This window comes from Aureibacillus halotolerans, from assembly GCF_004363045.1.
Lineage (GTDB): Bacteria > Bacillota > Bacilli > Bacillales > DSM-28697 > Aureibacillus > Aureibacillus halotolerans.
In genome coordinates this window covers 1-21866 of sequence record NZ_SNYJ01000030.1, presented here as the reverse complement: position 1 = coordinate 21866, position 21866 = coordinate 1, and the positions used below count along the sequence as shown (strand labels likewise).

Here is a 21866-nt window from a genome sequence, read left to right as displayed (position 1 = left end):
TTTTTTAAACCGATACGTTTGATTCTGAATGAGTCTGCTTTTTATCCATCCATCCGCATATGACAAGCATACCGATTGTTGCTGCTAAAACAAACCAAAAGGCGGCTGTCATTTGCCCCATAAACACACTATGATAAAACACACCCGCAAAAGAACCGCCAAACACAGGGCCTATCACTGGAACCCATGCGTATGACCAATTCGATGATGCTTTCCCAGCAATCGGAAGGAGAAAGTGCGCTATTCTCGGTCCAAGGTCACGCGCTGGATTGATCGCATACCCTGTTGTTCCGCCTAACGAAAGACCAATTGCTACGATTAGAAGCCCTACAATAAACGGCTTTAAACCTTCTGTAAATTCATTCGCACCTATTGTCAATAAACCGAGCACTAACACAAATGTACCGATAAATTCACTCAACACATTTGAAAAGTGATGTGGAATCGCTGGTCCAGTTGAAAAAACACCTAGCTTCGTTCCAGGATCCTCGGTCGCTTTCCAATGGGGCAAAAAGTGAAGCCAGATGACCGTTGCCCCAATAATCGCTCCAAGCATCTGAGCGAGGATGTAACCTGGCACATCAGCCCAAGGGAAATCGCCATTAAACGCAAGACCTAAAGTTACGGCTGGATTTAAATGAGCCCCGCTGAATTGACCCACTGCATAAACCCCCATGGCGACACTCAAGCCCCATCCTAACGCAACAACAATCCATCCACTTTCAAATGCGAAGGATTTCTTCAAGTTCACGTTTGCACAAACGCCAGCACCAAATATAACTAAAATTGCAGTTCCGATAATTTCTGCCAGAAATGCACTCACATAATACCTCCTTTTATTTCCTCGAATACCTTAATCATCCATTAAGAAAACAAAAAAGAAGACCCACGAATCCAATATCACCTCGGTTTAGGCGAATTGACATTAGTGGGTCTCCATTTCTCTTCCAGACGATTAACTTAATTTCACCGTAACATGAGCTGTAAACGCTGTCAAGAGATGAGTTCTTTTGGTATGTGTCAAGTTTCTTTCGGAAGCCCTATCAACTCAAAGAGAACGTTCTGAATTTTACAATTTCAGAACAGAGGATTCCATCGCATGGTCAACAAAAAATCCGACACTTAGATATAGTTGAATGGCAGCTGTATTTTCTTTCTCCACACAAATGCTCACTTCATCGATGTTCAGTTCATCAAAAAGAAATGTGAGCGCCTGATTCAGAAGGATTTTACCATAGCCTTTCATTCGATACTCCTTCGCTACCCCGATATACTCAATTGCCCCCACTTTAAATTGTTTATTACCTTCTACATAAACATACCCAGCCGTTTCTCCATGATCTTTTATCGTATAAACTCTATTTTGATCGTTAAGCTTGGACACGATCACATCCTCGTCGTAATACGTATGAGGAAAAATGGAATCATGCAAACGTCGAAATGCTGAAAAATCATCTTTCTGCAAGATCTCTGCATTCAAGCTTGTTCCTTTATGCTCGAAATGATCCATATGTAAAATGAGGTGTTCTCCTGTTGTCTTTCCACCTAGATCTTTTATAAAATTCTTGGCATTTAGATGGTCTTTATTATAGAATCCATAAAAAATGAACGACTCTTGATTCTCTAAGGATTTGAGTTGTCTTTCCCAGAGTGCATTTGCCACCTTATTCCACTCTTGGTGGTTTACGAACGGTCCCAAAAGCTCGATCCTCTTACTTTCGTGATCCACATCAAATCCTAATGCCCCGACAATTTGATTATCCTCATAAAAAACTGTGAAGTCTTCAGTCGAGAAGTCACTTGTTAACGCATCAAAAATCTCAGCTTCATCTTCTCCACAGTAGCCAACATGATGGATCTTCGATTGATTTAATTTGGCTATAAAATGAGCTAATGTCTTAAAATCTACTTTTTCGCTTTGATCACACATCATGACACCAACTCTCTTATAGAATTCATCTAATTGTCGGGCGGTACGTATTTGAGTTGACTAAGAGTTTAGCAGTCAACTAGACACAATACGTTTTCCATAATGCTCGATTGGATGTTGTGATGCATGACGCCCCTGCTTGTAAGGCTGCATCCACCTCTTCCTCGGTTTCAATCAATCCGCCTGCGATCACTGGTTTGCCTGTCGTCTCTGATATTTTCGTGATGATTTTCGGGACCACCCCTGGCAACACTTCGACAAAGTCGGGATCATTTTTCCTAATGAGCTCAATGCTCCGCTCAATGGCGCTAGAATCAATCACAAATGTACGCTGCGTGGCCATAACGCCAAGCTGCCTTGCTTTCTTAATCACACTGCTTCGTGTCGAAATGATGCCGTACGGTTTTACTTGTTGGCAAATGTATTCCGTCGCATAGTCATCGCTTGCCAATCCATGTATCAGATCGATATGCAGAAACATCTTCTTGTCCTTGCTTTTGGCATAGTCAAACGCTTGCTTGACAAGACCGATGTGCATATCCAAAAAAACACCATAATGAACCGGATGCTTTAGCATTTTGTCAAAGTCTTTCATTGAACGAATGGCTGGCAGTAGCTTTTGATCACCAAAATGGCCCATGACGTCACTCTCCTTCTACTTCCAATACTCCTCTTCTTATCATACGCCACGAAAGCTTCGATTCAAAAAGAAAACCTGCACCACGGGGTTCAGGGTGCACGTCAACTTCATTACGACAACATCAGGAGGTCACTGCCTTTTGCTTCGCTGCCTCGATATATTCTTTAATCGCCGTGATAAATGTTCTGGCGGCAAATCCTAAATACTTATCCGATCGATAAATAAGGCATATGTCCTGCCCTGGTGTTGGATCTGTAATAGGCACGGTTTCAATTCCTTCATGATGGAGATTTTCTAGCAACAGTTTTGGCAGGACGGTCGCACCAACGTTGTTCTCAACCAATGAAAGCATAGAAGATAACGTCGTTGTTTCAATAACAGGCTTCAATCGGAACCCTAAGCGTGAACTTGCGTCGTCGATTAATTTTCGACACTGATGCTCTGACGGGAACAATACAAGCTTTTCTTCTTGCAGATCCCGTAACTGGACAGCCTTTTTTCTTGCCAACGGGCTCTTATTTGCCACAGCCAATGAAAACTCTTCATAAAACAGTGATTGGTGAACAAGCCTTTCGTCTGAAATAGGAGCAATGGTTACACCAATATCGAAAGTGCCATTAATAACCCGTTCAGTAACAGACATCGTTTCGACGAGAGACAGCGTCACATCCGGGTATTTATGATGAAAGTCAAGGAGCAATGCATTGAACATCAAATCGGCATCTCCAGGCAATATTCCAATTGTAAGTGATCCACCCTTCATTTGCTTTAGCTCGGAGATACTTACTTGTGCTTGAGATATATGGGAAAGAATTTGCTTGCTATGGTTATAAAGCAGCTGTCCTGCTTCTGTTATCGTAATTCGTCGACCGATTCGATTAAACAGTGGAACACCAAGTTCATTTTCCAACAGCTTTATTTGTTGGCTTAAATTCGGCTGAGACACATACAGCTTTTCAGCAGCTTTTGAAAAATGCAGTTCCTCACAGATCGCAACAAAATACTCTAACTGCCTTAGCTCCATTACAATACTTCCTTTCATAACACTGACTTATCATTACGATAAGAACCACTGCATTGATGGCATTCTGATCCCTTGATATAATTGCCTTGTAAACAACTTTTTGAAAAATGGAGGTTTTATTATAATGTTACACACTTTAATAAGTACGGCAACAACGGTTCGTCAGATGGTTATTGGACAATTGGAGGCGATGCCAAACGAGGTATGGGATGTTCAACCAGATGGTTTCAAAAACACCATCCATTGGAATGCTGGTCACATTGTCTTCTGTAGTGAATACTTCCTTTCGACTGGAATTAAAGTAGACCAAAGCCTTATAAAGACGTACGCTCCTTTTTTTAATACAGGAACTAGCCCTTCTGAATGGAACGCTAATGCGCCCGGTAAGGAAGAATTTTTGGAGCAGCTCAAAAGACAAATGTCGCTCTTTTCAGATATTAGTTCTGACACCTTTGAAACGCCATTAGAACCTGCACTACAAATTGGTCCACTCACATTCAGAACGTTCGGTGAGGCATTTAACTTTTCAACGGTCCATGAAACCCTACATTCTGCTACTATATCATGTATGCTGAAAACACTACAGCATAAGAGTGCCTAACACTCCCGATGACCTTTCCACGAATCCACTTGGAAAGGTTTTTTATATTAGTTGAATGTAGTGTCTTCTATTATGGTATGATCATTTTCAAAAAGGAGCGTGCAGGATGGTCGAATGGAGTACGTTAGCTGCGTTTGCTCTTGTCTCATTAGGAATGGTTTGCTCCCCAGGACCTAACATGATTTATTTAATCTCACGCACCATTACGCAAGGCAGAAGAGATGGATTCATTTCTCTTCTAGGCGTCATCACAGGGTTTTTGTTTTATGTCATCGCGACAATGTTAGGCCTGTCTCTCCTCTTTGTATGGGTCCCTGTCATGTATGACATCATCCGCTGGGTCGGCGTTTTATACCTGCTTTGGTTAGCATGGAAGGCTGTACGTCCAGGAGCTCACTCCATCGGTACACCGCAAAAATTGACCATGGAATCTCCAAAGAAACTTTACATAATGGGGTTTATGACCAATCTATTGAATCCTAAGATTGCCATTTTGTACGTTTCGTTGCTGCCGCAATTCATGGACCCTGCTCGTGGTTCATTATTCACTCAAACGGCCATCCTTGGAAGCACGCAAATCCTTGTGAGCTTCATAGTGAATTTGCTCATTGTGGTGTTTGCGGCCCAACTGTCCGAATGGATCGGCAAAAAACCGTTTATGGTGAACATCCAAAACTGGGTTATGGCCACTGTTCTTGGCACCTTAGCATTGAACCTTGCTTTTCAAGAGAAAAAATAACTAAATGCTTATGTGTGACTACTCAATTTGGAGGGGTCACTTTTTCTTTGCTCAAAACGGGGATCTCTGTTGCTTTTTTTATAAACAAATGGGAGAATTTTATAAATGAAGAGATTGTTTCAACTTCGCACATCCTAGCACTTTAGAGATTAGAATAGAATAGTAAACAATACTACAGGAGTACTGTCAAAAAAAGGAGTTAGGCATTTGATTACGTTAAAATCGGCCAGAGAAATACAAGCAATGCACGAATCTGGGAAGGTATTGGCCGCCTGCCATAGAGAAATTGCGAAACGAATAAAGCCTGGTGTGACAACGCATGAGATTGACCAATTCGTTGAAGCGTTTTTGAAAGAACATGGCGCCACACCTGAGCAAAAGGGGTATCGTGGCTACAAATATGCCACATGCGCCTCAATCAACGATGAAATTTGTCACGGGTTTCCAAGAAAAAAGCCGCTCAAACAAGGAGATATTGTTACGATTGATATGGTCGTAAACCTTCACGGCAGTCTGTCTGATTCTGCTTGGACGTACGCCGTTGGCACAGTCTCGGAAGAAACCAACAACTTACTATACGTTGCCCGTACTTGCTTGGACAAAGGCATTGAACAAGCGATACCTGGCAAACGTCTCGGCGATATCGGCCATGCCATTCAATCCTATGCGGAAGCAGCTGGCTATTCCGTTGTTCGTGATTTCACAGGGCATGGCATTGGAGCGAGCATGCATGAAGACCCACAAATTCTTCATTATGGCTTGCCAGGAAAAGGAGCCCGCTTAAAAGAAGGTATGGTGATTACGATTGAGCCAATGATCAATCAAGGGGCGTGGCAAAGCAAAATGGACACCAATGGCTGGACAGCACGAACCGTCGATGGGTCATGGTCCGCGCAATACGAGCATACCCTCGCGATTACCAAAAACGGTCCCTTACTATTAACGGCACAAGTGTAAAAAAACAGAGACAACGGAGCGAAACGTCCATTGCCTCTGTTTTTTTCGCCGTATCTCCATTAATGATTGTCACTAACGACAGAATGAATTATCACATCTAGCGCCTTCACTCCTTCACGATCATAAGAATGGGGCTCTTTCGCTCACGTGCAGGCAAGATGAATCAGCAATTCCGTTTTAACGATTCGCGTAGTGTGCTATTTAAATGCTCACAGAGCTTCACTTGTCATAAGAAGACTGTGCTGTATTCATACCGTTCAAGCTATTCTTTAACAGACCCGAGCGTAATGCCATGGATAAAAAATCGCTGGAGGAATGGATACACAGCGAGAACCGGCAGCATCGCAATAAACAGTTTTGCCGCATCAAGAGTCCGGTTCGAAAGCTCACTCATCCGCTTGTACTGATCCTCCGTCATGCTCGACGGATCGACCGCTACGGTGAGCTGCTGGATGTACGTCTGAAGTGGGTAAAATTCTTCTCGCGTCATGAAAATCAGGCCGTAGAGAAACTCGTTCCAGTGATACACGATACTGAAAAGCGTGACGGTCGCCAACACAGGGACGGACAGTGGAATATATAACTTGTAAAGGATATACCAAGGCCCAGCGCCATCGACGAGTGCAGCTTCTTCAAGGACACTTGGTAGGTTTCGGAAAAAGTTCATCGTCAAGATGATATTAAACACAATGGTCTGCGCACCGCCAACAAGAACGAGCGCCCAAATGCTGTTCATTAGGCCAAGGTTTTTAATGGTCAAGTAGAGTGGGATGAGCCCACCGTTAAACAACATCGTAAACAAAACGGACCACATAAAGACGTTGCGCATTTTAAAATCTTTCGTCGTCTTCGAAAGCGGGTAGGCCATGAGTGGAACAACGATAAAATTAAGGGCAACGCCAAGAACGACTCGCTGAATGGAGATCCAAAACGATTTAAAAAACTGGCCTTCCTGCAAAAGCTGCACATAGGAATTCAGGTTGAAACCAACCGGCCATAACGCTACAGCGCCTGCTGCTGCAGCAGATTTGGAACTTAAAGACAACGACAATGTGTACCAAAGTGGCAAAATACAGGTAATGGAAATGGAAATGAGGACAACCAGCAACACGATATCAAATATCTTTGACCTAGCAGATTTTTCATAAACCACAGTTGTTCCCCCTTTCTAAAAGATCCGATAGTTGGTAAACCGATAGGCTAGGAAATAGGACAAGCTGATGAGGATGAAACCAGCCACAGATTTGAGCAGACCGACGGCAGTTGCAAGTTCATACTGCATGTTTAACAGCCCTGCTCGGTACACCCACGTATCAATAATGTCGCCTGTTGAGTAAACGAGTGGATTATAGAGGTTGAAAATCTGGTCAAAACCCGCGTTCAGGACATTGCCTAATCCGAGTACCGCCAAAAGGATGACCGTTGTCCGAATACCTGGGAGCGTAATGTGCCACAGCATGCGCTGCCTCGAAGCACCGTCAATGGCAGCGGCTTCGTAAAGTGCTGTATTAATACCTGTTAACGCAGCCAGATAGATAATCGTATTAAAACCGAATTCCTTCCAGATGTCACTTCCTACTACAAGAAACGGAAATAGATCGGCCCGTCCGAAGAACAACACCGGATCAAAACCAAACGCACTAAGCAATTGGTTAACCGGACCCTGATATGAGAAAATATCGAGCAAAATACCGCCAAGAATGACCCAGGACAGGAAATGCGGCAAGTAGACAATCGTCTGGATCGAACGTTTGATGAACATATGCCGTAGTTCATTCAGCATTAGTGCGAAAATGAGGGGAATAATAAGATTGCCTACAATCTTCATGACAGCAATAAAAATGGTATTAAAGAAAATCGACGCCGTGTCGTTCAGAGAGAACATGTATTCAAATGTATCCAATCCGACAAACTTTGACCCCAGCATACCCTGCACTGGATTGTAATCCTGAAAAGCAATGACAATACCAAACATTGGCAGTACACTGAACATAAACAGCCAGATCAGTCCAGGCAGCATCATAAGATAATAATGTTTTGCAAACCCTTTGTTGACCATGCGGTTCTCCCCCCTCCTTCTAATGGAAGAAGGCTCCAGAGTGACATCCGGAACCTTCGTATTCATCCACGATAGCCATTGAACTTTCTTCCGTAATTTGTAAGTTAACTTGATTATTTAATCCGTCACAAATTCATTAAAGTCATCCAGGCTTTTTGCCCTTAATACTTTTCAGAAGCATTTCATCTTCCATTTTTTCAGTGTAGTCTAACCTTGCACTATTGTTATCTGCTCCAGAATTTCTTCTGAAACCTAAGGGATTACTGTGTGGCGAGTTCAGCTACTTCTTCGGTAATTTGTGTGCCGCCCTGGCTTTTCCAATCTTCAACGAATGTATCAAATGTATCCAGCGGTTCTGTGCCCATGATGATTTTCAAAAATGTTTCATCTTCCATCTTTTGCAGATTCACCCAACGTTGTTGCATCAAGCTTGTCTGCGAGTAGATTTGGCTGTAAACACCTGTGTATTCTGTGTCTGCGAGCGGTGCTCCACCTACCATAATTGAATAGATTCGTGACCAAATGCCCATATCTGCCTCAGGGTCCCAATGTTCAATATCCATGTCGTCATAAGGTTCTTTTTTGACTATTTTCACCGTTTCCAGATCTGACACTAAGAGCGGATATTTCTCGTCGCCTGCATAATCTTCTGGCGTTTTATTGCCAGCCAGCACCTCACGGATGGCTTTAAGCGAATATTCGATTGTATCCAATGGTGAGTAAATGATTCTTAAAGGATACATGCCAAGACCGCCTTTAGACTCATCAAACGTTGGCTCCTCTTTCAAATAGTTGTTGACAATTTTCATTGCCGCCTCTGGATGTTCGTACCCTTTACGAACAACAAGATAGGTGCCTGTTGGCGTTCCTAAGTGAGGGGTATACTCACCATTCTCATTCAAAGGTAGTGCGTAAGCTTGCCAGTTGGCATCTGGATTATCCTTAATGGCATCCGCTACTGCTCCGTACCCCATCCACCATGGTCCAAAGAACATGCCGCTTTTTCCACCTGCGACGAGTTCGCTTGCGTCTGATCTTACCGCCATCTCTTTATCAATCAATCCGTTAGCATACATGTCACGCAACTTTGCCAAAGCTTCCTTTGTTTCGGGAAGAATCGATCCGTAGACAGTGTCTCCGTTGTCATCTTCCAGCCAGTAACCGGGATACGCCTCATAAGCTGAAAAGATGCCGTCAAGTCCAAAAGAATTATTGGTCGATCGAAGGAAAGTGGCGTACAAATGTCCGTTGGTGTCGGGTCCCGACAATCCAATGGTGTCCGCCTGACCATTTCCATCCGGATCGTCTTCTACAAAAGCTCTGGCAACTTCTTCTAAGGCTGCAACTGTCTGAGGAGGCTCCAGTCCCAGCTTATCCAGCCAGTCTTGTCGAATCCACAGGGTATGAACGCCATCCGCCTGCACCTGAATGTTAGGAATTGCCATTAGTTTCCCATCAAATGTCGCGCTTCCGAGAGCAATCTCCCCAGTCCCATCAATAATTTGCTTGATCGTAGGAGAAGCATAATTTTCGTACACTTCCGTTAAATCTTCTAACTGGCCAGATTCATACATTTGTCTAACTTCAACTGCTCCGACGACCATCGCATCTGGCAAGTCATTACTGGCGATGGCCAGGCTTACCTTTTGGTCATAATTCGCTGGAGCTGCGGTGAAGTAATGTTCTACATCGATGTTCAAATTCTCTTTTACACTTCTAGTGTACTGATTATCCAGCGGTGTGTCCCCTTCCGGCAGACTTGTATCGGTTGGGTCTACTACCTGACCAATACGAATAGTAATAGGCTCCTCATATGCGCCGAATGGGTCAGCGGGTTCTGAAGGACTTGTTTTATCAGAAGGCGATTCGTTTGAAGCGCTTTCATTTGTTCCACCAGAGCACCCACTAACAATGAACAATAGACACATCCCGGCAAGAGCGGCTCCTTTAAATGTTGTTTTCAAATGTATCTCCCCCTTTTTTTGGCTGAACCTTGTTTGACACCTTTACTTTATACCAGTGAAAGCGCATTCAGATGAGATGAATGTCTACTCTTTAGGGGGATGGATGGCGAAAATTCTTTTTATTCACATTTCCAAAATACATTTATCTCACCTTCAAACAGTCATTTATCTCCCTTTCTTCGATATTCGCTTGGGAGCATACCCGTTGTTTCACGGAACACTCTGCTAAAATATTTCTGATCCGCATACCCCACTTCGCCAGCAACCCAGGACACCGGCTTCTCCGTTTGCCACAAATAGACTTTTGCCTGATCCATTCGGATACGGCGGACATACTCATTAAACGTTTCCCCTGTGATGTCTTTAAAGCATTGGGAAAAATAGCTTCGGCTCATATTCACCCGCTTTGCCAACTCAGACGCATGCAGCGCATCTCCAATCTGCTCATGTACCAAATGGACGGCTTGATAGATGCACGCCTGTACTTCACCTGAGAGCTGTGGCTTTCCAGCGGACTGCTCAAAAATCTCTTTTATGTAGTTTAGCCACTTTTCCAGGCACTCCCAACAGTCATAGCTTGGCAAAGTCAACTGATTGGGCAGCAGCGCACCATACAAACGGTTCCATTCGTTGACTATGGCATACATCTCCTGCTTCAGGACCTCCGTAGAGATGCCGTTTTCCATCAAAGCCTGTTTTAACTGGTCCATTGTATGATCAAAACGAAGCCAGTCCATGGATCGTAACGGCTGCAGCACATGTTTCGCCGCTCTTCCAGGAGAAGCAACAATCGAAACATCCGCTTCCGAGCGGTGAACAAATGGAATCGCTTCACCCATCTCATAAAATCCCAAGCCATCTCGGTATTCTTTCAGATCTAAAGTAGCTGTTTCCAACGTCCAATTTGCAATATCCGTCGTATAGATGATCTGTCCAAAAGCATTCCGGCTAATCGCAGCAGCCCTCAGTTCCTCCACGACACTCTCTTGCGTCCAGCTTAACTGCTGCTCCCAAAACCATACCCCATCCACCGTGGCAGAAGGGGCCGTCTCTTTCAGCAAGGGGGTTAATTCCGAAAACGTTCCATCCGGACACAACAGCGCCCACCCTTCGGAAGAGGTGAGGCGTCGCTTCGCTGTTCCTGGTAGCTCATGGCTCTGTCGCTCCTGTAACCGTTGGTTGATCCGTTGAAGTAACGCCGCAAAACTTTCCTCATTGATTTCCGTTTTGGAGATATAATCTATAGCACCCATTCTCAATGCCCGCTGAACATAAGAAAATTCTTCATGAAGTGTCAGCAAGACGACGGGGACTTGGAGTTGCCGATCTTGCATTTCCGCCATCATATCCAATCCGTTCATTACCGGCATTGAAATGTCAGTAATCACGAGATCAATCGTTTCCGCTTCCAAAACATCCAGCCCCTGCTGCCCGTTTCCTGCTTCTGCAACAACTTTCATATCGTGTTCTTCCCAAGGCAAAGCTGAGATTAGACCCTTTCGCACCAACCTGTCATCTTCAATAATTAACACACGAATCATGAAATTTCCTCCCTGCGTTCTACTGGTATAAATAAAGTGACCGTCGTTCCTTTCCCAAGTTCGCTTTCAATGACAAGCCTTGCGTTTCCATCGTAATGGTGGTCAAGGACGCGACGGACATACTGCATACCAATGCCCATACCTTGCGTCGCCGGAGAGGAAAGGAGCTCCTCTTGCTTTTCCCTAGAAATGCCCTGCCCCTTATCCACAACGGTCACAGAAATCGTATTCCCTTTGCGCATGGCATGTATAGTAATGTGTCCCTTATTCTGCACTCCGTGATACAGCGCATTTTCTGCCAACGGCTGCAAAATAAATCGTGGTACCATTTGTTGCAATTCAAATAAGGTGAGGTTATCTGATACTTCAAATGTGACGTCATACCTTATCTGCTGAAGCTTTAGGTAATTGGTAACCGACATTAATTCATCAGTCAGTGTAGTCAATTCCCCTCGCTTGCCAAGATTGTGTGACAACAATTTAATGAGCGACTGGACATTTCGATCAATTTCTTTTTCACCATTTAACCAAGCCATCCAGCGAATTGTATCGAGGGTATTCATAAGAAAATGGGGATTAATCTGATACATAAGCTTCTGCACTTCCAGTTTTGCTTTTTGTTTCTCCTCATGCTCCACTTGCTGTAATAGGGAAAGAACTTGGCGCTTCATTTGCTGCATCTGTTGCAACAACTGGTCAAATTCCGGGACATTTGCCATTACAGGACGAGGCGTCAGATCTTTGTTACTCACCGAGCGAATTTCCGCGTCAAAGCGGCGAAGTGGACGGTATACCATGAGCCACAACAGCCAGGCCAAAAGCAGACTGAAGAGAATAAAAAACAGGACTACGTAAGTCATATTTAACAGCCAGGAGGCTTTTTCCTGATTGTACTTCCCATCCGGAACAAAAGAGACGAGACTCCAGCCTTGTTCCGATGTTTCTTTAAACCAATGGTGGCCATCAAAGACACCTGCCTGCCCTTCCTCGAACGACGTCCCTAAAGGATAGACTCCAGACGCTTCGCCTTCACTGTACGTGACCCTTCCAAACGAATCCAGCATCAAATAGGAAATGCCCTGATCGCCGCCTGCATTCAAAATGTCCTTGGTTAAGTCCATCGCTGATTCCATATATACATACACATCTTCCCTGTCTGGAATATCTACTGGCCGGATCGTGGATAACACAAACTGATCGTTGTAACGCTGCATACTTTTGTGAGGCCCAAAATTTGTAATTTTGTGGTGATTGGCCAACACCGGCAAAGCATGCGGATCAAACGTGTCTTTCACACCGTAATTGTTGAAAAGGTATTGGCCATCTTCCTCAACAAAATACATCGTTAACCCTACACCAGGGTTGCTAAAAATAACAACATTAAATTCGTTGTTGAACTCCTTGTATAACCTGCCACGATCGTAAGGGCTCTCCGCCAGCAAGTACGCATTGAGTTTCACGCCAAGGCTACCCGGAGCCGTCAGTTGCTGGGACACGTGGTTCAAGTTTACCATCGTATGTTCCAGTGATAGCATCGTCTGCTGCAAATTTGCCCGGTACGACCCATTCATTTTATTCGTCAGCAAAGACGACATCGTTTCATAAGCAAACACCGTGGTCACAAGCAACGGAAACAGTGTTCCAAAAGCAAACAGTAGCACAATCCGTTTTTTCAGGGAATAATGCTTTGGAAACCGTAAGTTAATAAACTTTTTCATGCGTCTGCCTCCTTGTCCACCATCACATGTTACCGCTTTTAAAAGATATATCGACCACTTTCGACCTTTTTTAATTCGCCTCTTTGTATAGTAAACGTATCACAGCTTACCTGGAGAATGAAGATGAATTTGCAAAAAGGAACTCTAGACATTCCGCAGGTTGATTTTTTGAATTAGGTATTGTGTAGTAGCATAAGGTGACTGTATTTTCTCAATGAACCGTGAAAATGACACAAAAAAAAGACCCGACTATGTGAAGTTGAGCCACTTTTTCATGGAACAATGGGTCTTCATTAAAGCGTATTTCCAGCCCCTATGTCATAGTATTTCGATTTTGTAGGCTTAAAGATGCACAAGCATAACATCAAGGAGAGGGCGGCCATAAATAGAACCGAAACAATGACAACGACCTGAATAGAGGTGTATTCCGCTGCGACAGCGACAATGGCTGTCATCACAATCACGAGTACCGCCTGTATGAAATCATTGAAGCTCCCCACCCTCCCCATAACACCGCTCGAAATGTTATTTTGATAAAAGGTGGAAAATCCTGTATTCGCAAAGGCAAGGAAAAAAGCCAACACAAAAAACCCAACAGCTGCTTGGAGAAATGAATGAGAAAACGCATAAATCATATACCCTAAACAAGTTCCAACAGCGCCAAATCCGATCATGACAGATACTTTCACCTTCGTCACAACCAGTGTATTGATGATGGCACCAACGATAATGCCCGCTCCTGCGATACTCACCAAGACCCCATACTCGCCTTCTGATAAATGTAGCACCAAGGTGGCAAAGGACGCTTCAAGCGAATCAACCGCCGATGCAAAGACGATGATGACGATGCCGAACAACAAACAGATCAGCATGACGTAAAAATTCTCACGATAAAACTTAATGACAACATGCCAATCTTTATTTAGTTCTTCCATAGACATACGATGGTTTACGGAAAGTGGGTCGCGCTCATCTTCCATACTAGGAATAAGCAATGTAATGATTCCTGAAAAAATTAAGGCAATCGCATTGATATAAATAGCCACTTCCGGAGAGGCGATTAGAAAGAGGATACCCGCCGTTGCAGGGCCGATTAGAAACGCGCCCGAACTAATTAAACTATGAAGTGAATTGAACCGCGGCCTAAGCGCCACCGGTACAAGCTTTGTAATAAAAACCATAGCCGTTGGACGAAAAATAGAGCTCGCCATACTAAAGACAAAGACGACAGCGAAAATATACCAAATGGACGAAGAAAGGGGCAGTAAGACCAACAGCCCACCTCTGAATACATCTAGGAACACCATGAGATTTCGCTTTTGCAACCGATCGATTAGACTGCCAGCCCATAAATTTGTAAATAGCGTGGCCAAAGGTCTAATCATATAAAGCGCGCCTACAGCTAGAGGGGATTCCGTGATGCTTAAAACCATTAAGTTCAAGGCAATAAAGTAGATCCATTCCCCAACGTTTGAAATCCCAATACTACAAAGCAAAATCGACGGATGTTTCCATTTCTTTAGTAAAGCACTGTTTGACATGAAGACCCCCCCTTATCTAAAAGTGACTTGTCTATGTATCGGGTAAATCACTCTGCCCGTGAAGGGGTGATTCCCTCAAAAATAGTAAATTGTTGAACAAGATGAACAAGCAATAAAGCCAAAATTAATTCCTATATACTCGTATTGATAAAAGCAATAGCCACCAATATAAGGATAATGAGAAAAGCATATCTATATCCAGTCTGATGATGCGTGTTGTTTTTCGTCTTTTTCAAATAAACGAGTAAGTACACGATTGATACGAACATCATAAACGATGCTAGAATCGTTGCTATTGTCGTATTGATTAGGGACCCCCCTTGAGCTAGTTCAATAGTATGTTATTTAGGCATCTACAGGTTCTAACACTTCAAACAGGAATGGCTTATCTTTTATGAACGCATTAATGTAGGCCAACGCATATTTTTGTTCATTAATTAAACTAGGAATTTCACTAGGATCGGATGAATGATGACAGTAATTCTCAATTATGAACTGTATGAAAAACATTTCCAAGGTGCGAACGTAGTCATTATCCAATCGTACTTCGCTTTCATACCCTTGAATAAGGATCTCTCGCTGTCTAGGTTCTAGCTCTAACAGTGAAGCTGCAAGGTCATATAGATAGTATCCATAGCCACACCTTCCAAAATCAATTGGGTATGGGGTTTCTTTGTTAAAAACAATGTTTCCGGAATGCAAATCCGCATGAATTAAACCGTAGTTTTGATCATTTTTTTGCATGCTATCAAGTTGTTGAATGATCTTATTTACTGCTTCTTGATAGAGATTCCACGACCGCTCCGATAAAAATCGTGAATAATAGCGTTCAAGTTTCATCACCTCTTGACTGAAGCTAAAACCTCCCCAATGAGGTCGAACAAAATCAGGAGGGGTGGTCAAACCTACGGAAGCTTTATGGAGTCTTCCCATCATGACACCGATGCTATGTACATGAGGATCGGTAAAATTCTCCGTCCGATGATCCCCCTCAACCCATCTCATCATTGAGACGCATGGCTTTCGATACCCCTCCTCTGTTTCGCATTCCAAAACATAATCGCCATTCCGAGATTGAATCCCTTCAGGTACTTTCAAGTCATCCACCTTTGCTAGTTGGCGAAGAAAAACAAGCTCAGACAATATTTCTTCTTTGTTTACTCTTTCTGAATGAATACGAAGTAAATAACTTTCTGCCGAGTCAGTTTCAATTTTGTATGTAATCGTATCTGATAGTTGAATGAAACGAAGGCAATTCCATTCAATGTCATACTGTTGAATGGACCAAAGGGCAACTTTTCTTGCCCTCAAGAGCAAGCTCTTTTTTGTTTCATCTGAATCAAAGTAAAAAAAGGATTTCATAGATTCACCTATTTTATAATTTTATTTAGCGTAAAATACAGTCTATTCTGTTTTATCCATTGTAAGGGGTTTCCATTTTTATTGCAATCCTTATCAAGATTTATATAAATTAAGGTGAGAAGAATATGAGCGCTCAAAAAGAAATTCTCATAGTTGGTTTACAGACGATTCTTTGACGCCTAAAGGATACATCAACTCCACTACACTTATACTTATGGAGAGTTACACTTTTTTAGTAAAGCAATAGGAGAGTTTACCAAAACCATTAGACTCATAAAAATCATGTGCTTCTGTTCGTTTGAACCCAGAGTTTAGTATTAGTCGAGAAAGCCCTCTTACCGAAGCATATCCTTCCGCATGCTTAAGAAGTTTAGTTCCAATTCCTTTTTTTTGATATTTTTCTTGTACTGCAAGACCATTAATTTTTAAGTAGCCAATTTCATATTCCAATGCCATGGTTTGAACCACCATAATAAAACCTACCACTGTCTCTTCATAAAGAGCGATAAATGTTTTGTAGTTTTCATCTTTATTCATTTTGTCGAACCGTTCGGAAAAACTTCCAGCATTAACATTGAGATCACCGATTTCGTTCTTCCATAAAGAAATTACTTCAGAATAATCATTTGATTTAATTTCACGAATTTCAATATCCATATGCAACCTCCAATGAGATGAAACTTAAATGTGTTCTTTCCTATTCACTAGTACACTTTCCTCCCTTTTCGCTTCGACAATACCAGCCGAAAGACCTTACAGACCAACCTTCTTCAAATCAACTAAAGGTATCGAATTCTCCATATTCACACGAGATCGTTTCAGGAAATTTTTCGACCAGTCATCAAGGGAGTCAATATTCCCATTTCTATAAAGCGAAGAATATAGCACCGCTTGCCTCAACTCAAGGAAAATTGGCAATTGTTCTAATAAATTTCGATCTAAAGAATTCTCCTGATCATAGCATTCAAGAAAGCTAGTAAGATATCTCCGCGTGAACGAAACCACATCTTTATCTGGAGATGGCACCGCAATCCCCTAGAACAGATTGACAGCGATGTCTTGCACAAACCAACCATATTGGCATTCATCAAAATCAAAAACAGTCACAGATCCGTCCGCCTGAATGAAATAATTGCCGTAGCAAAAGTCACCGTGTATAAGTCCAAATGACTCTGAATCCCTTGGCAATGCTTCTAATTTCCGCATCAATGCGTTAAAATGTGAGATCACACGCCGTTGTGAAGATGGAACATTCTGAATAAAATCAGTAAGATACTCACTCTTATTCCAGGGCAGCCGACGTGTCTTCAAGCCACCTGGTTTGTAACTTTTTGATAACGCGTGCATTTTTGCAACAACTGTACCATGCCGTTTAAATTCCTCATCTTGAAATATAGCATTCGTCCATCGATCACCTAAAGCCTTTTCAAACGCAACGAAAAAGAAGCCCTCATCCTCATTCATCAATGATTCAATCAGTAACCCGTTGTTTGAACAAATGGGGCGAGAAACTAAAACACCGTTCATCGAGAGGTAACTAATCCAATCTAATTCTCCCTGGATGAGCTCCTGGCTACGATGACTCTTATGAGTGATCCTTAAGATGTACTCACGTCCTTCACGTGAATATCCATACACCACATTTTGGTGAGACCCAAGCAAATTGAGATCCTTAAGCTGAACCCCATATCTAGAAGCCGCCTCAGAGACGACAAAATCCGTAAATTTAGCCAACAAAGATTGTTTATTTTAAGGTTCATTCCTTTCGTGGTGCTCAAAGTAAAAAAATAATGAAAGTACTCCCAATCCTGGTGATCACAGTAGGCGACATGACTACATGCCTCAGAGTACTTTCAATGCTTACATTTATTCACTATCATCCTAAAACTCTTCCAACATCTTAGATTTATCTCCATGAACCTTTTCCAGATGCTCCTCGTGTGTAGTGCAAAACAATAGGGCATAACTTTGCAAGCCGATATTTCGTTGCAACTTTACACGGAGAGTTGGGCGTGCTAGCCTTTTTGGCAAAGCCAAAGCCTTATGGCGCATGGCTTCTTGGCGTTTAGTGCATGCCCATAGAGGCTCCGTGTCAAGTTGCATTACTATGTAGGAGCAATTGCAATGTTATGCATTTCTACATTGCCTAACACACCTCGCCCCAATAGCATAGAAGATCAAGCGCAGGTTTTAACCCCCAACCGTAATCCGTTAAGTCATACTCCACTTTAGGAGGGACCTCGTTAAACACCTTACGTGTAACGATCTCATCCTTTTCCAATGATCTGAGCTGGGTGGTCAGCATTTTCTGAGTGATCTCTGGCATTAGTCGGCGAAGCTCAGACGTTCGTTTTCGTCCCGACATCAAATGGTAGATTATCAAAGGCTTCCATTTTCCGCCCATCACTTCTAAAGCAACTTCCACTCCAACACGATACTTCTTTTGAGTGTTATTTTTTATCTGTTCAGTCATTTTCAATCCTCCATGAAAAGTATTCTTATCATAGAAACTCGGTTCGTTTTAAGTGTATCTACTAAGGCACTTTCAAGTTCCTATGGCACTACTATCTCCCTATAGAACTTAAAAGTGCGTACTTCCGCATTTTTATCATCCATCTTATAATAGCACCAGGCATTGACCATGGCTAATTAAGAAAGGTAGTGAAGTACAGATATGAAAGTATTAAGCGTCGTTTCACATCCAAGAAAAGATTCCTTGACCTTTGAAGTGGCCAATCGTTTCGCACAAGGTCTTACCGAAGCGGGGCACGATAATGGGATTTTGGATTTGCACGAAATTGGATTTGATCCTGTTGTGTAGTGCAAAACAATAGTGCATAACTTTGCAAGCCAATATTTCGTTGCAACTTTACACGGAGAGTTGGGCGTGCTAGCCTTTTTGGCAAAGCCAAAGCCTTATGGCGCTTGGCTTCTTGGCGTTTAGTGCACGCCCATAGAGGCTCCGTGTCAAGTTGCATTACTATGTAGGTCCAATTGCAATGTTATGCATTTCTACATTGCCTAACACACCTGTTTTAAATGGAGGAGACGAACCAGATATGTCAGCAGAGTATCAGTCCTTTTCACCTGCAGTACAAGCGGAAATGAAACGACTGAAGGAGCATGATGCGCTGGCATTTATTTTTCCTATTTGGTGGTGGCATTTACCGGCAATGCTAAAGGGGTACGTTGACCGTGTATTAAATAATGGATTTGCCTATGGAGCAAACCATCTTCACCATCATCATGCCTTGTGGATTGGGTTAGCTGGTGAGTCGAAAACACAGATGAAAAAGCGCCATTATGATGAAGCGATGACGCAGCTACTGAATGTAGGAATTGCCGATTATTGCGGGATTTCCAATTCCAAAGTTGAATTCCTATATGAGACGTTGGAGTCGAATCCTAGTCATTACGACATGCTGCTAAATCAAGCGTATCAATTAGGTCTGAACTATGGCAAGGATCAGTAAGCGTTAAGTCGTTTAATTTCCCAAGAGTCTGTCCTAGCAAGTGCTGTAACCACCTTCGAGCTGCAACCTTGAGAGGCGCCAGCCCAGGACAGACTCAAACAAAGGGATCAGGAATAGTGATCCTTTAAGCAGACAGAAACCTGAGAAAGTATTTCGCAATTTCCTCACGTTTCAAACTTCTTCAATGATTTTTCCTCTACTTTTTGATTTTGGACAGCTCATACTCCATGCGCTATTTCAAAGAACCATCCATTTAAAGCCTCCATCTATTTTTCAGTTTTGTTGATAATAGATCCCATGTCTGCATGAGTTGGGTGATGGCTTTATAAATTTTTTCATAGGGAACAGCGTCCCGAGCTTTGGTTGTCTCAAAAGCCTTTTTAGCAAAAAACCTCGAGGCTTTGAACACATGCCTCAAGGCTTTTCGTATTAATATCCCAATGGAGGTTTCTGAGAGTCGGTCATCCGCCACTCGTGTCTTGTGATTATGAGTTAAGTGGGCAGACTCATTGGAGGATGGATATCGATGACAATACGATTCCCAGATTTCTTTTTGTGTAGATAAGTCCCCATTAATCCAACAAAAAAAGGCTTCTCATAGATGAAAAACCTTGATTTTTCGGGCTTTATTCCTTGAATTTTGGTATCGGTGACCGAGGTCGGACCGGTACGTACACTCGGAAGAACACGATTTTGAGTCGTGCGCGCCTGCCAATTCCGCCACACCGACACTAAAGTAATCTTCTAGGACATCGACAATATATAAATAAAAAAGGGCCCCCTATAATTAAGGGAACCCTTTTTTGACAGCTTTGGCATAGCTGTCTAGTGATACCGGTGGCCGGGGTCGAACCGGCACTCCCGAAAGAACACGATTTTGAGTCGTGCGCGTCTGCCAATTCCGCCACACCGGCATGATGTAAAACGTTTGGAGGCGGTACCCGGATTTGAACCGGGGGTAAAGGTTTTGCAGACCTCTGCCTTACCACTTGGCTATACCGCCAATGGATGGAGCGGAAGACGGGATTCGAACCCGCGACCCCCACCTTGGCAAGGTGATGTTCTACCACTGAACTACTTCCGCATGGCTGGGCTAGCTGGATTCGAACCAACGAGTGACGGAGTCAAAGTCCGTTGCCTTACCGCTTGGCTATAGCCCAAAACAAAAAGGGCGACTGATGGGAATTGAACCCACGAATGCCGGAGCCACAATCCGGTGCGTTAACCACTTCGCCACAATCGCCACGATAAAACTATATTGGCAGGGGCAGTAGGAATCGAACCCACACCGGAGGTTTTGGAGACCTCTGTTCTACCGTTAAACTATGCCCCTACAGGTAAATGTGTGATAAAAAATGGTGGAGGGGGGCGGATTCGAACCGCCGAACCCGGAGGGAGCGGATTTACAGTCCGCCGCGTTTAGCCACTTCGCTACCCCTCCACAAAAGACACTGGTGCCGGCCAGAGGACTTGAACCCCCAACCTACTGATTACAAGTCAGTTGCTCTACCAATTGAGCTAGACCGGCACACAACAAAAAATGGTGGCTCGAGACGGAATCGAACCGCCGACACAAGGATTTTCAGTCCTTTGCTCTACCGACTGAGCTATCGAGCCAAATGGCGGTCCCGACCGGGATCGAACCGGCGATCTCCTGCGTGACAGGCAGGCATGTTAACCGCTACACCACGGGACCATTTGGAATAAAAGATTTATTGACTTGTCGTAGAAATAATCACGACGTAGGTGCGTCAATTATTTTGGTTGCGGGGGAAGGATTTGAACCTTCGACCTTCGGGTTATGAGCCCGACGAGCTACCAGACTGCTCCACCCCGCGACAATGAATGGTGGAGGATGACGGGATCGAACCGCCGACCCCCTGCTTGTAAGGCAGGTGCTCTCCCAGCTGAGCTAATCCTCCGGAACTGCTATGTTTGATTTTAATGGTGACCCGTACGGGATTCGAACCCGTGTTACCGCCGTGAAAGGGCGGTGTCTTAACCGCTTGACCAACGGGCCTAAAAGGTATGTATATCTTCAAGAGCTATGGCGGAGAGCGAGGGATTCGAACCCTCGAGACAGCGTTAGCCGCCTACACGATTTCCAATCGTGCTCCTTCGACCACTCGGACAGCTCTCCTTGGCTCCACAGGCAGGATTCGAACCTGCGACCGATCGGTTAACAGCCGATAGCTCTACCACTGAGCTACTGTGGAACGATATGCCCGGCAGCGTCCTACTCTCACAGGGAAACCCAACTACCATCGGCGCTGAAGAGCTTAACTTCCGTGTTCGGCATGGGAACGGGTGTGACCTC

General features: G+C 43.6%; 18 protein-coding genes, 16 tRNA genes, 1 rRNA gene and 1 pseudogene. 5 read left to right on the top strand and 31 right to left on the bottom strand.

From position 1 onward, the window contains the following. Positions 1 to 4: 4 nt before the first annotated feature. The 4 genes from EV213_RS20060 to EV213_RS20045 form a co-directional block, all read right to left on the bottom strand. Positions 5 to 823 (bottom strand): MIP/aquaporin family protein, encoded by an 819-nt coding sequence (locus tag EV213_RS20060; RefSeq protein ID WP_133582344.1) that lies wholly within the window; start codon positions 821 to 823, stop codon positions 5 to 7. Between the two features lie 246 nt (positions 824 to 1069). After that, positions 1070 to 1933 (bottom strand): GNAT family N-acetyltransferase, encoded by an 864-nt coding sequence (locus tag EV213_RS20055; RefSeq protein WP_133582343.1) that lies wholly within the window; start codon positions 1931 to 1933, stop codon positions 1070 to 1072. A gap of 76 nt (positions 1934 to 2009) precedes the next feature. Further along, entirely contained in the window at positions 2010 to 2570 is a 561-nt protein-coding gene (locus tag EV213_RS20050; protein WP_133582342.1) for a glycerol-3-phosphate responsive antiterminator, read from the bottom strand. A gap of 121 nt (positions 2571 to 2691) precedes the next feature. Next, positions 2692 to 3594 (bottom strand): LysR family transcriptional regulator, encoded by a 903-nt coding sequence (locus tag EV213_RS20045; protein WP_133582341.1) that lies wholly within the window; start codon positions 3592 to 3594, stop codon positions 2692 to 2694. A 124-nt stretch (positions 3595 to 3718) separates the two neighbouring features. Between EV213_RS20045 and EV213_RS20040 the strand changes: the two genes are divergently transcribed. From EV213_RS20040 to map, 3 genes are all read left to right on the top strand, one after another. Then, a complete protein-coding gene (locus EV213_RS20040; protein ID WP_133582340.1) occupies positions 3719 to 4195 on the top strand; it encodes a DinB family protein in 477 nt (158 codons plus the stop codon). A gap of 106 nt (positions 4196 to 4301) precedes the next feature. Further along, a complete protein-coding gene (locus EV213_RS20035) occupies positions 4302 to 4934 on the top strand; it encodes a LysE family translocator (RefSeq protein WP_133582339.1) in 633 nt (210 codons plus the stop codon). Between the two features lie 207 nt (positions 4935 to 5141). Continuing rightward, on the top strand, positions 5142 to 5891 hold the full coding sequence (map, locus tag EV213_RS20030; protein ID WP_133582338.1) for a type I methionyl aminopeptidase: 750 nt from the start codon (positions 5142 to 5144) through the stop codon (positions 5889 to 5891). Positions 5892 to 6153: 262 nt separating this feature from the next. Here map and EV213_RS20025 read toward each other — a convergent pair whose 3' ends face one another. The 10 genes from EV213_RS20025 to EV213_RS19980 form a co-directional block, all read right to left on the bottom strand. Continuing rightward, entirely contained in the window at positions 6154 to 7044 is an 891-nt protein-coding gene (locus EV213_RS20025) for a carbohydrate ABC transporter permease (protein WP_133582337.1), read from the bottom strand. Between the two features lie 15 nt (positions 7045 to 7059). Further along, on the bottom strand, positions 7060 to 7950 hold the full coding sequence (locus EV213_RS20020) for an ABC transporter permease (RefSeq protein ID WP_133582336.1): 891 nt from the start codon (positions 7948 to 7950) through the stop codon (positions 7060 to 7062). 260 nt (positions 7951 to 8210) lie between these two features. Beyond that, a complete protein-coding gene (locus EV213_RS20015; protein WP_243740307.1) occupies positions 8211 to 9914 on the bottom strand; it encodes an extracellular solute-binding protein in 1704 nt (567 codons plus the stop codon). Positions 9915 to 10075: 161 nt separating this feature from the next. Continuing rightward, the gene (locus tag EV213_RS20010) at positions 10076 to 11455 is read right to left on the bottom strand and encodes a response regulator transcription factor (RefSeq protein WP_133582335.1); all 1380 of its coding nucleotides are present in this window, start codon (positions 11453 to 11455) and stop codon (positions 10076 to 10078) included. After that, positions 11452 to 13173, bottom strand: coding sequence for a sensor histidine kinase (locus EV213_RS20005; protein WP_133582334.1), 1722 nt, complete (start codon positions 13171 to 13173; stop codon positions 11452 to 11454). Before EV213_RS20005 ends, EV213_RS20010 begins: the two co-directional genes overlap by 4 nt. 293 nt (positions 13174 to 13466) lie before the next feature. Beyond that, a complete protein-coding gene (locus EV213_RS20000) occupies positions 13467 to 14714 on the bottom strand; it encodes an MFS transporter (RefSeq protein WP_133582333.1) in 1248 nt (415 codons plus the stop codon). 345 nt (positions 14715 to 15059) lie between these two features. Further along, entirely contained in the window at positions 15060 to 16076 is a 1017-nt protein-coding gene (locus EV213_RS19995) for a phosphotransferase enzyme family protein (protein WP_133582332.1), read from the bottom strand. A 222-nt stretch (positions 16077 to 16298) separates the two neighbouring features. Beyond that, on the bottom strand, positions 16299 to 16733 hold the full coding sequence (locus tag EV213_RS19990) for a GNAT family N-acetyltransferase (RefSeq protein ID WP_133582331.1): 435 nt from the start codon (positions 16731 to 16733) through the stop codon (positions 16299 to 16301). A 378-nt stretch (positions 16734 to 17111) separates the two neighbouring features. Next, positions 17112 to 17810 carry a phosphotransferase enzyme family protein gene (locus tag EV213_RS19985; RefSeq protein WP_166639436.1) on the bottom strand — a complete coding sequence of 233 codons (699 nt, stop codon included), beginning with the start codon at positions 17808 to 17810 and terminating at the stop codon, positions 17112 to 17114. Positions 17811 to 18222: 412 nt separating this feature from the next. After that, positions 18223 to 18549, bottom strand: a complete 327-nt coding sequence (locus tag EV213_RS19980; protein WP_133582329.1) for a winged helix-turn-helix transcriptional regulator — start codon at positions 18547 to 18549, stop codon at positions 18223 to 18225. 201 nt (positions 18550 to 18750) lie between these two features. Here EV213_RS19980 and EV213_RS19975 point away from each other — a divergent pair, with 201 nt between their 5' ends. Next, positions 18751 to 18897, top strand: coding sequence for an NAD(P)H-dependent oxidoreductase (locus EV213_RS19975; protein WP_424923087.1), 147 nt, complete (start codon positions 18751 to 18753; stop codon positions 18895 to 18897). Positions 18898 to 19105: 208 nt separating this feature from the next. Beyond that, positions 19106 to 19549: pseudogene (locus EV213_RS19970) on the top strand (NAD(P)H oxidoreductase); the annotation flags it as partial. 641 nt (positions 19550 to 20190) lie between these two features. On the opposite strand, the gene EV213_RS19965 reads toward EV213_RS19970, so the two are convergent. The 17 genes from EV213_RS19965 to rrf all read right to left on the bottom strand — a co-directional run. Beyond that, a tRNA-Leu gene (locus EV213_RS19965) sits at positions 20191 to 20279 on the bottom strand. A gap of 102 nt (positions 20280 to 20381) precedes the next feature. Then, a tRNA-Leu gene (locus tag EV213_RS19960) sits at positions 20382 to 20463 on the bottom strand. 15 nt (positions 20464 to 20478) lie between these two features. After that, positions 20479 to 20552 (bottom strand) — tRNA-Cys (locus EV213_RS19955). A 6-nt stretch (positions 20553 to 20558) separates the two neighbouring features. Beyond that, positions 20559 to 20633 (bottom strand) — tRNA-Gly (locus EV213_RS19950). Between the two features lies 1 nt (position 20634). Then, positions 20635 to 20709 (bottom strand) — tRNA-Gln (locus EV213_RS19945). A 10-nt stretch (positions 20710 to 20719) separates the two neighbouring features. Next, positions 20720 to 20792 (bottom strand) — tRNA-His (locus tag EV213_RS19940). Between the two features lie 16 nt (positions 20793 to 20808). Next, positions 20809 to 20882 (bottom strand) — tRNA-Trp (locus tag EV213_RS19935). A 23-nt stretch (positions 20883 to 20905) separates the two neighbouring features. Then, positions 20906 to 20990, bottom strand: a tRNA-Tyr gene (locus EV213_RS19930). 11 nt (positions 20991 to 21001) lie between these two features. Continuing rightward, a tRNA-Thr gene (locus EV213_RS19925) sits at positions 21002 to 21077 on the bottom strand. 13 nt (positions 21078 to 21090) lie between these two features. Further along, positions 21091 to 21166 (bottom strand) — tRNA-Phe (locus EV213_RS19920). Positions 21167 to 21169: 3 nt separating this feature from the next. After that, positions 21170 to 21245, bottom strand: a tRNA-Asp gene (locus EV213_RS19915). A 65-nt stretch (positions 21246 to 21310) separates the two neighbouring features. Continuing rightward, positions 21311 to 21387, bottom strand: a tRNA-Met gene (locus EV213_RS19910). Positions 21388 to 21395: 8 nt separating this feature from the next. Continuing rightward, positions 21396 to 21471 (bottom strand) — tRNA-Val (locus tag EV213_RS19905). A 23-nt stretch (positions 21472 to 21494) separates the two neighbouring features. Continuing rightward, positions 21495 to 21569, bottom strand: a tRNA-Glu gene (locus tag EV213_RS19900). Positions 21570 to 21597: 28 nt separating this feature from the next. Next, a tRNA-Ser gene (locus tag EV213_RS19895) sits at positions 21598 to 21689 on the bottom strand. 1 nt (position 21690) lies between these two features. Then, positions 21691 to 21765: transfer RNA gene (locus EV213_RS19890), tRNA-Asn, on the bottom strand. A 7-nt stretch (positions 21766 to 21772) separates the two neighbouring features. Beyond that, a 5S ribosomal RNA gene (gene rrf / locus EV213_RS19885) occupies positions 21773 to 21866 on the bottom strand; the annotation flags it as partial.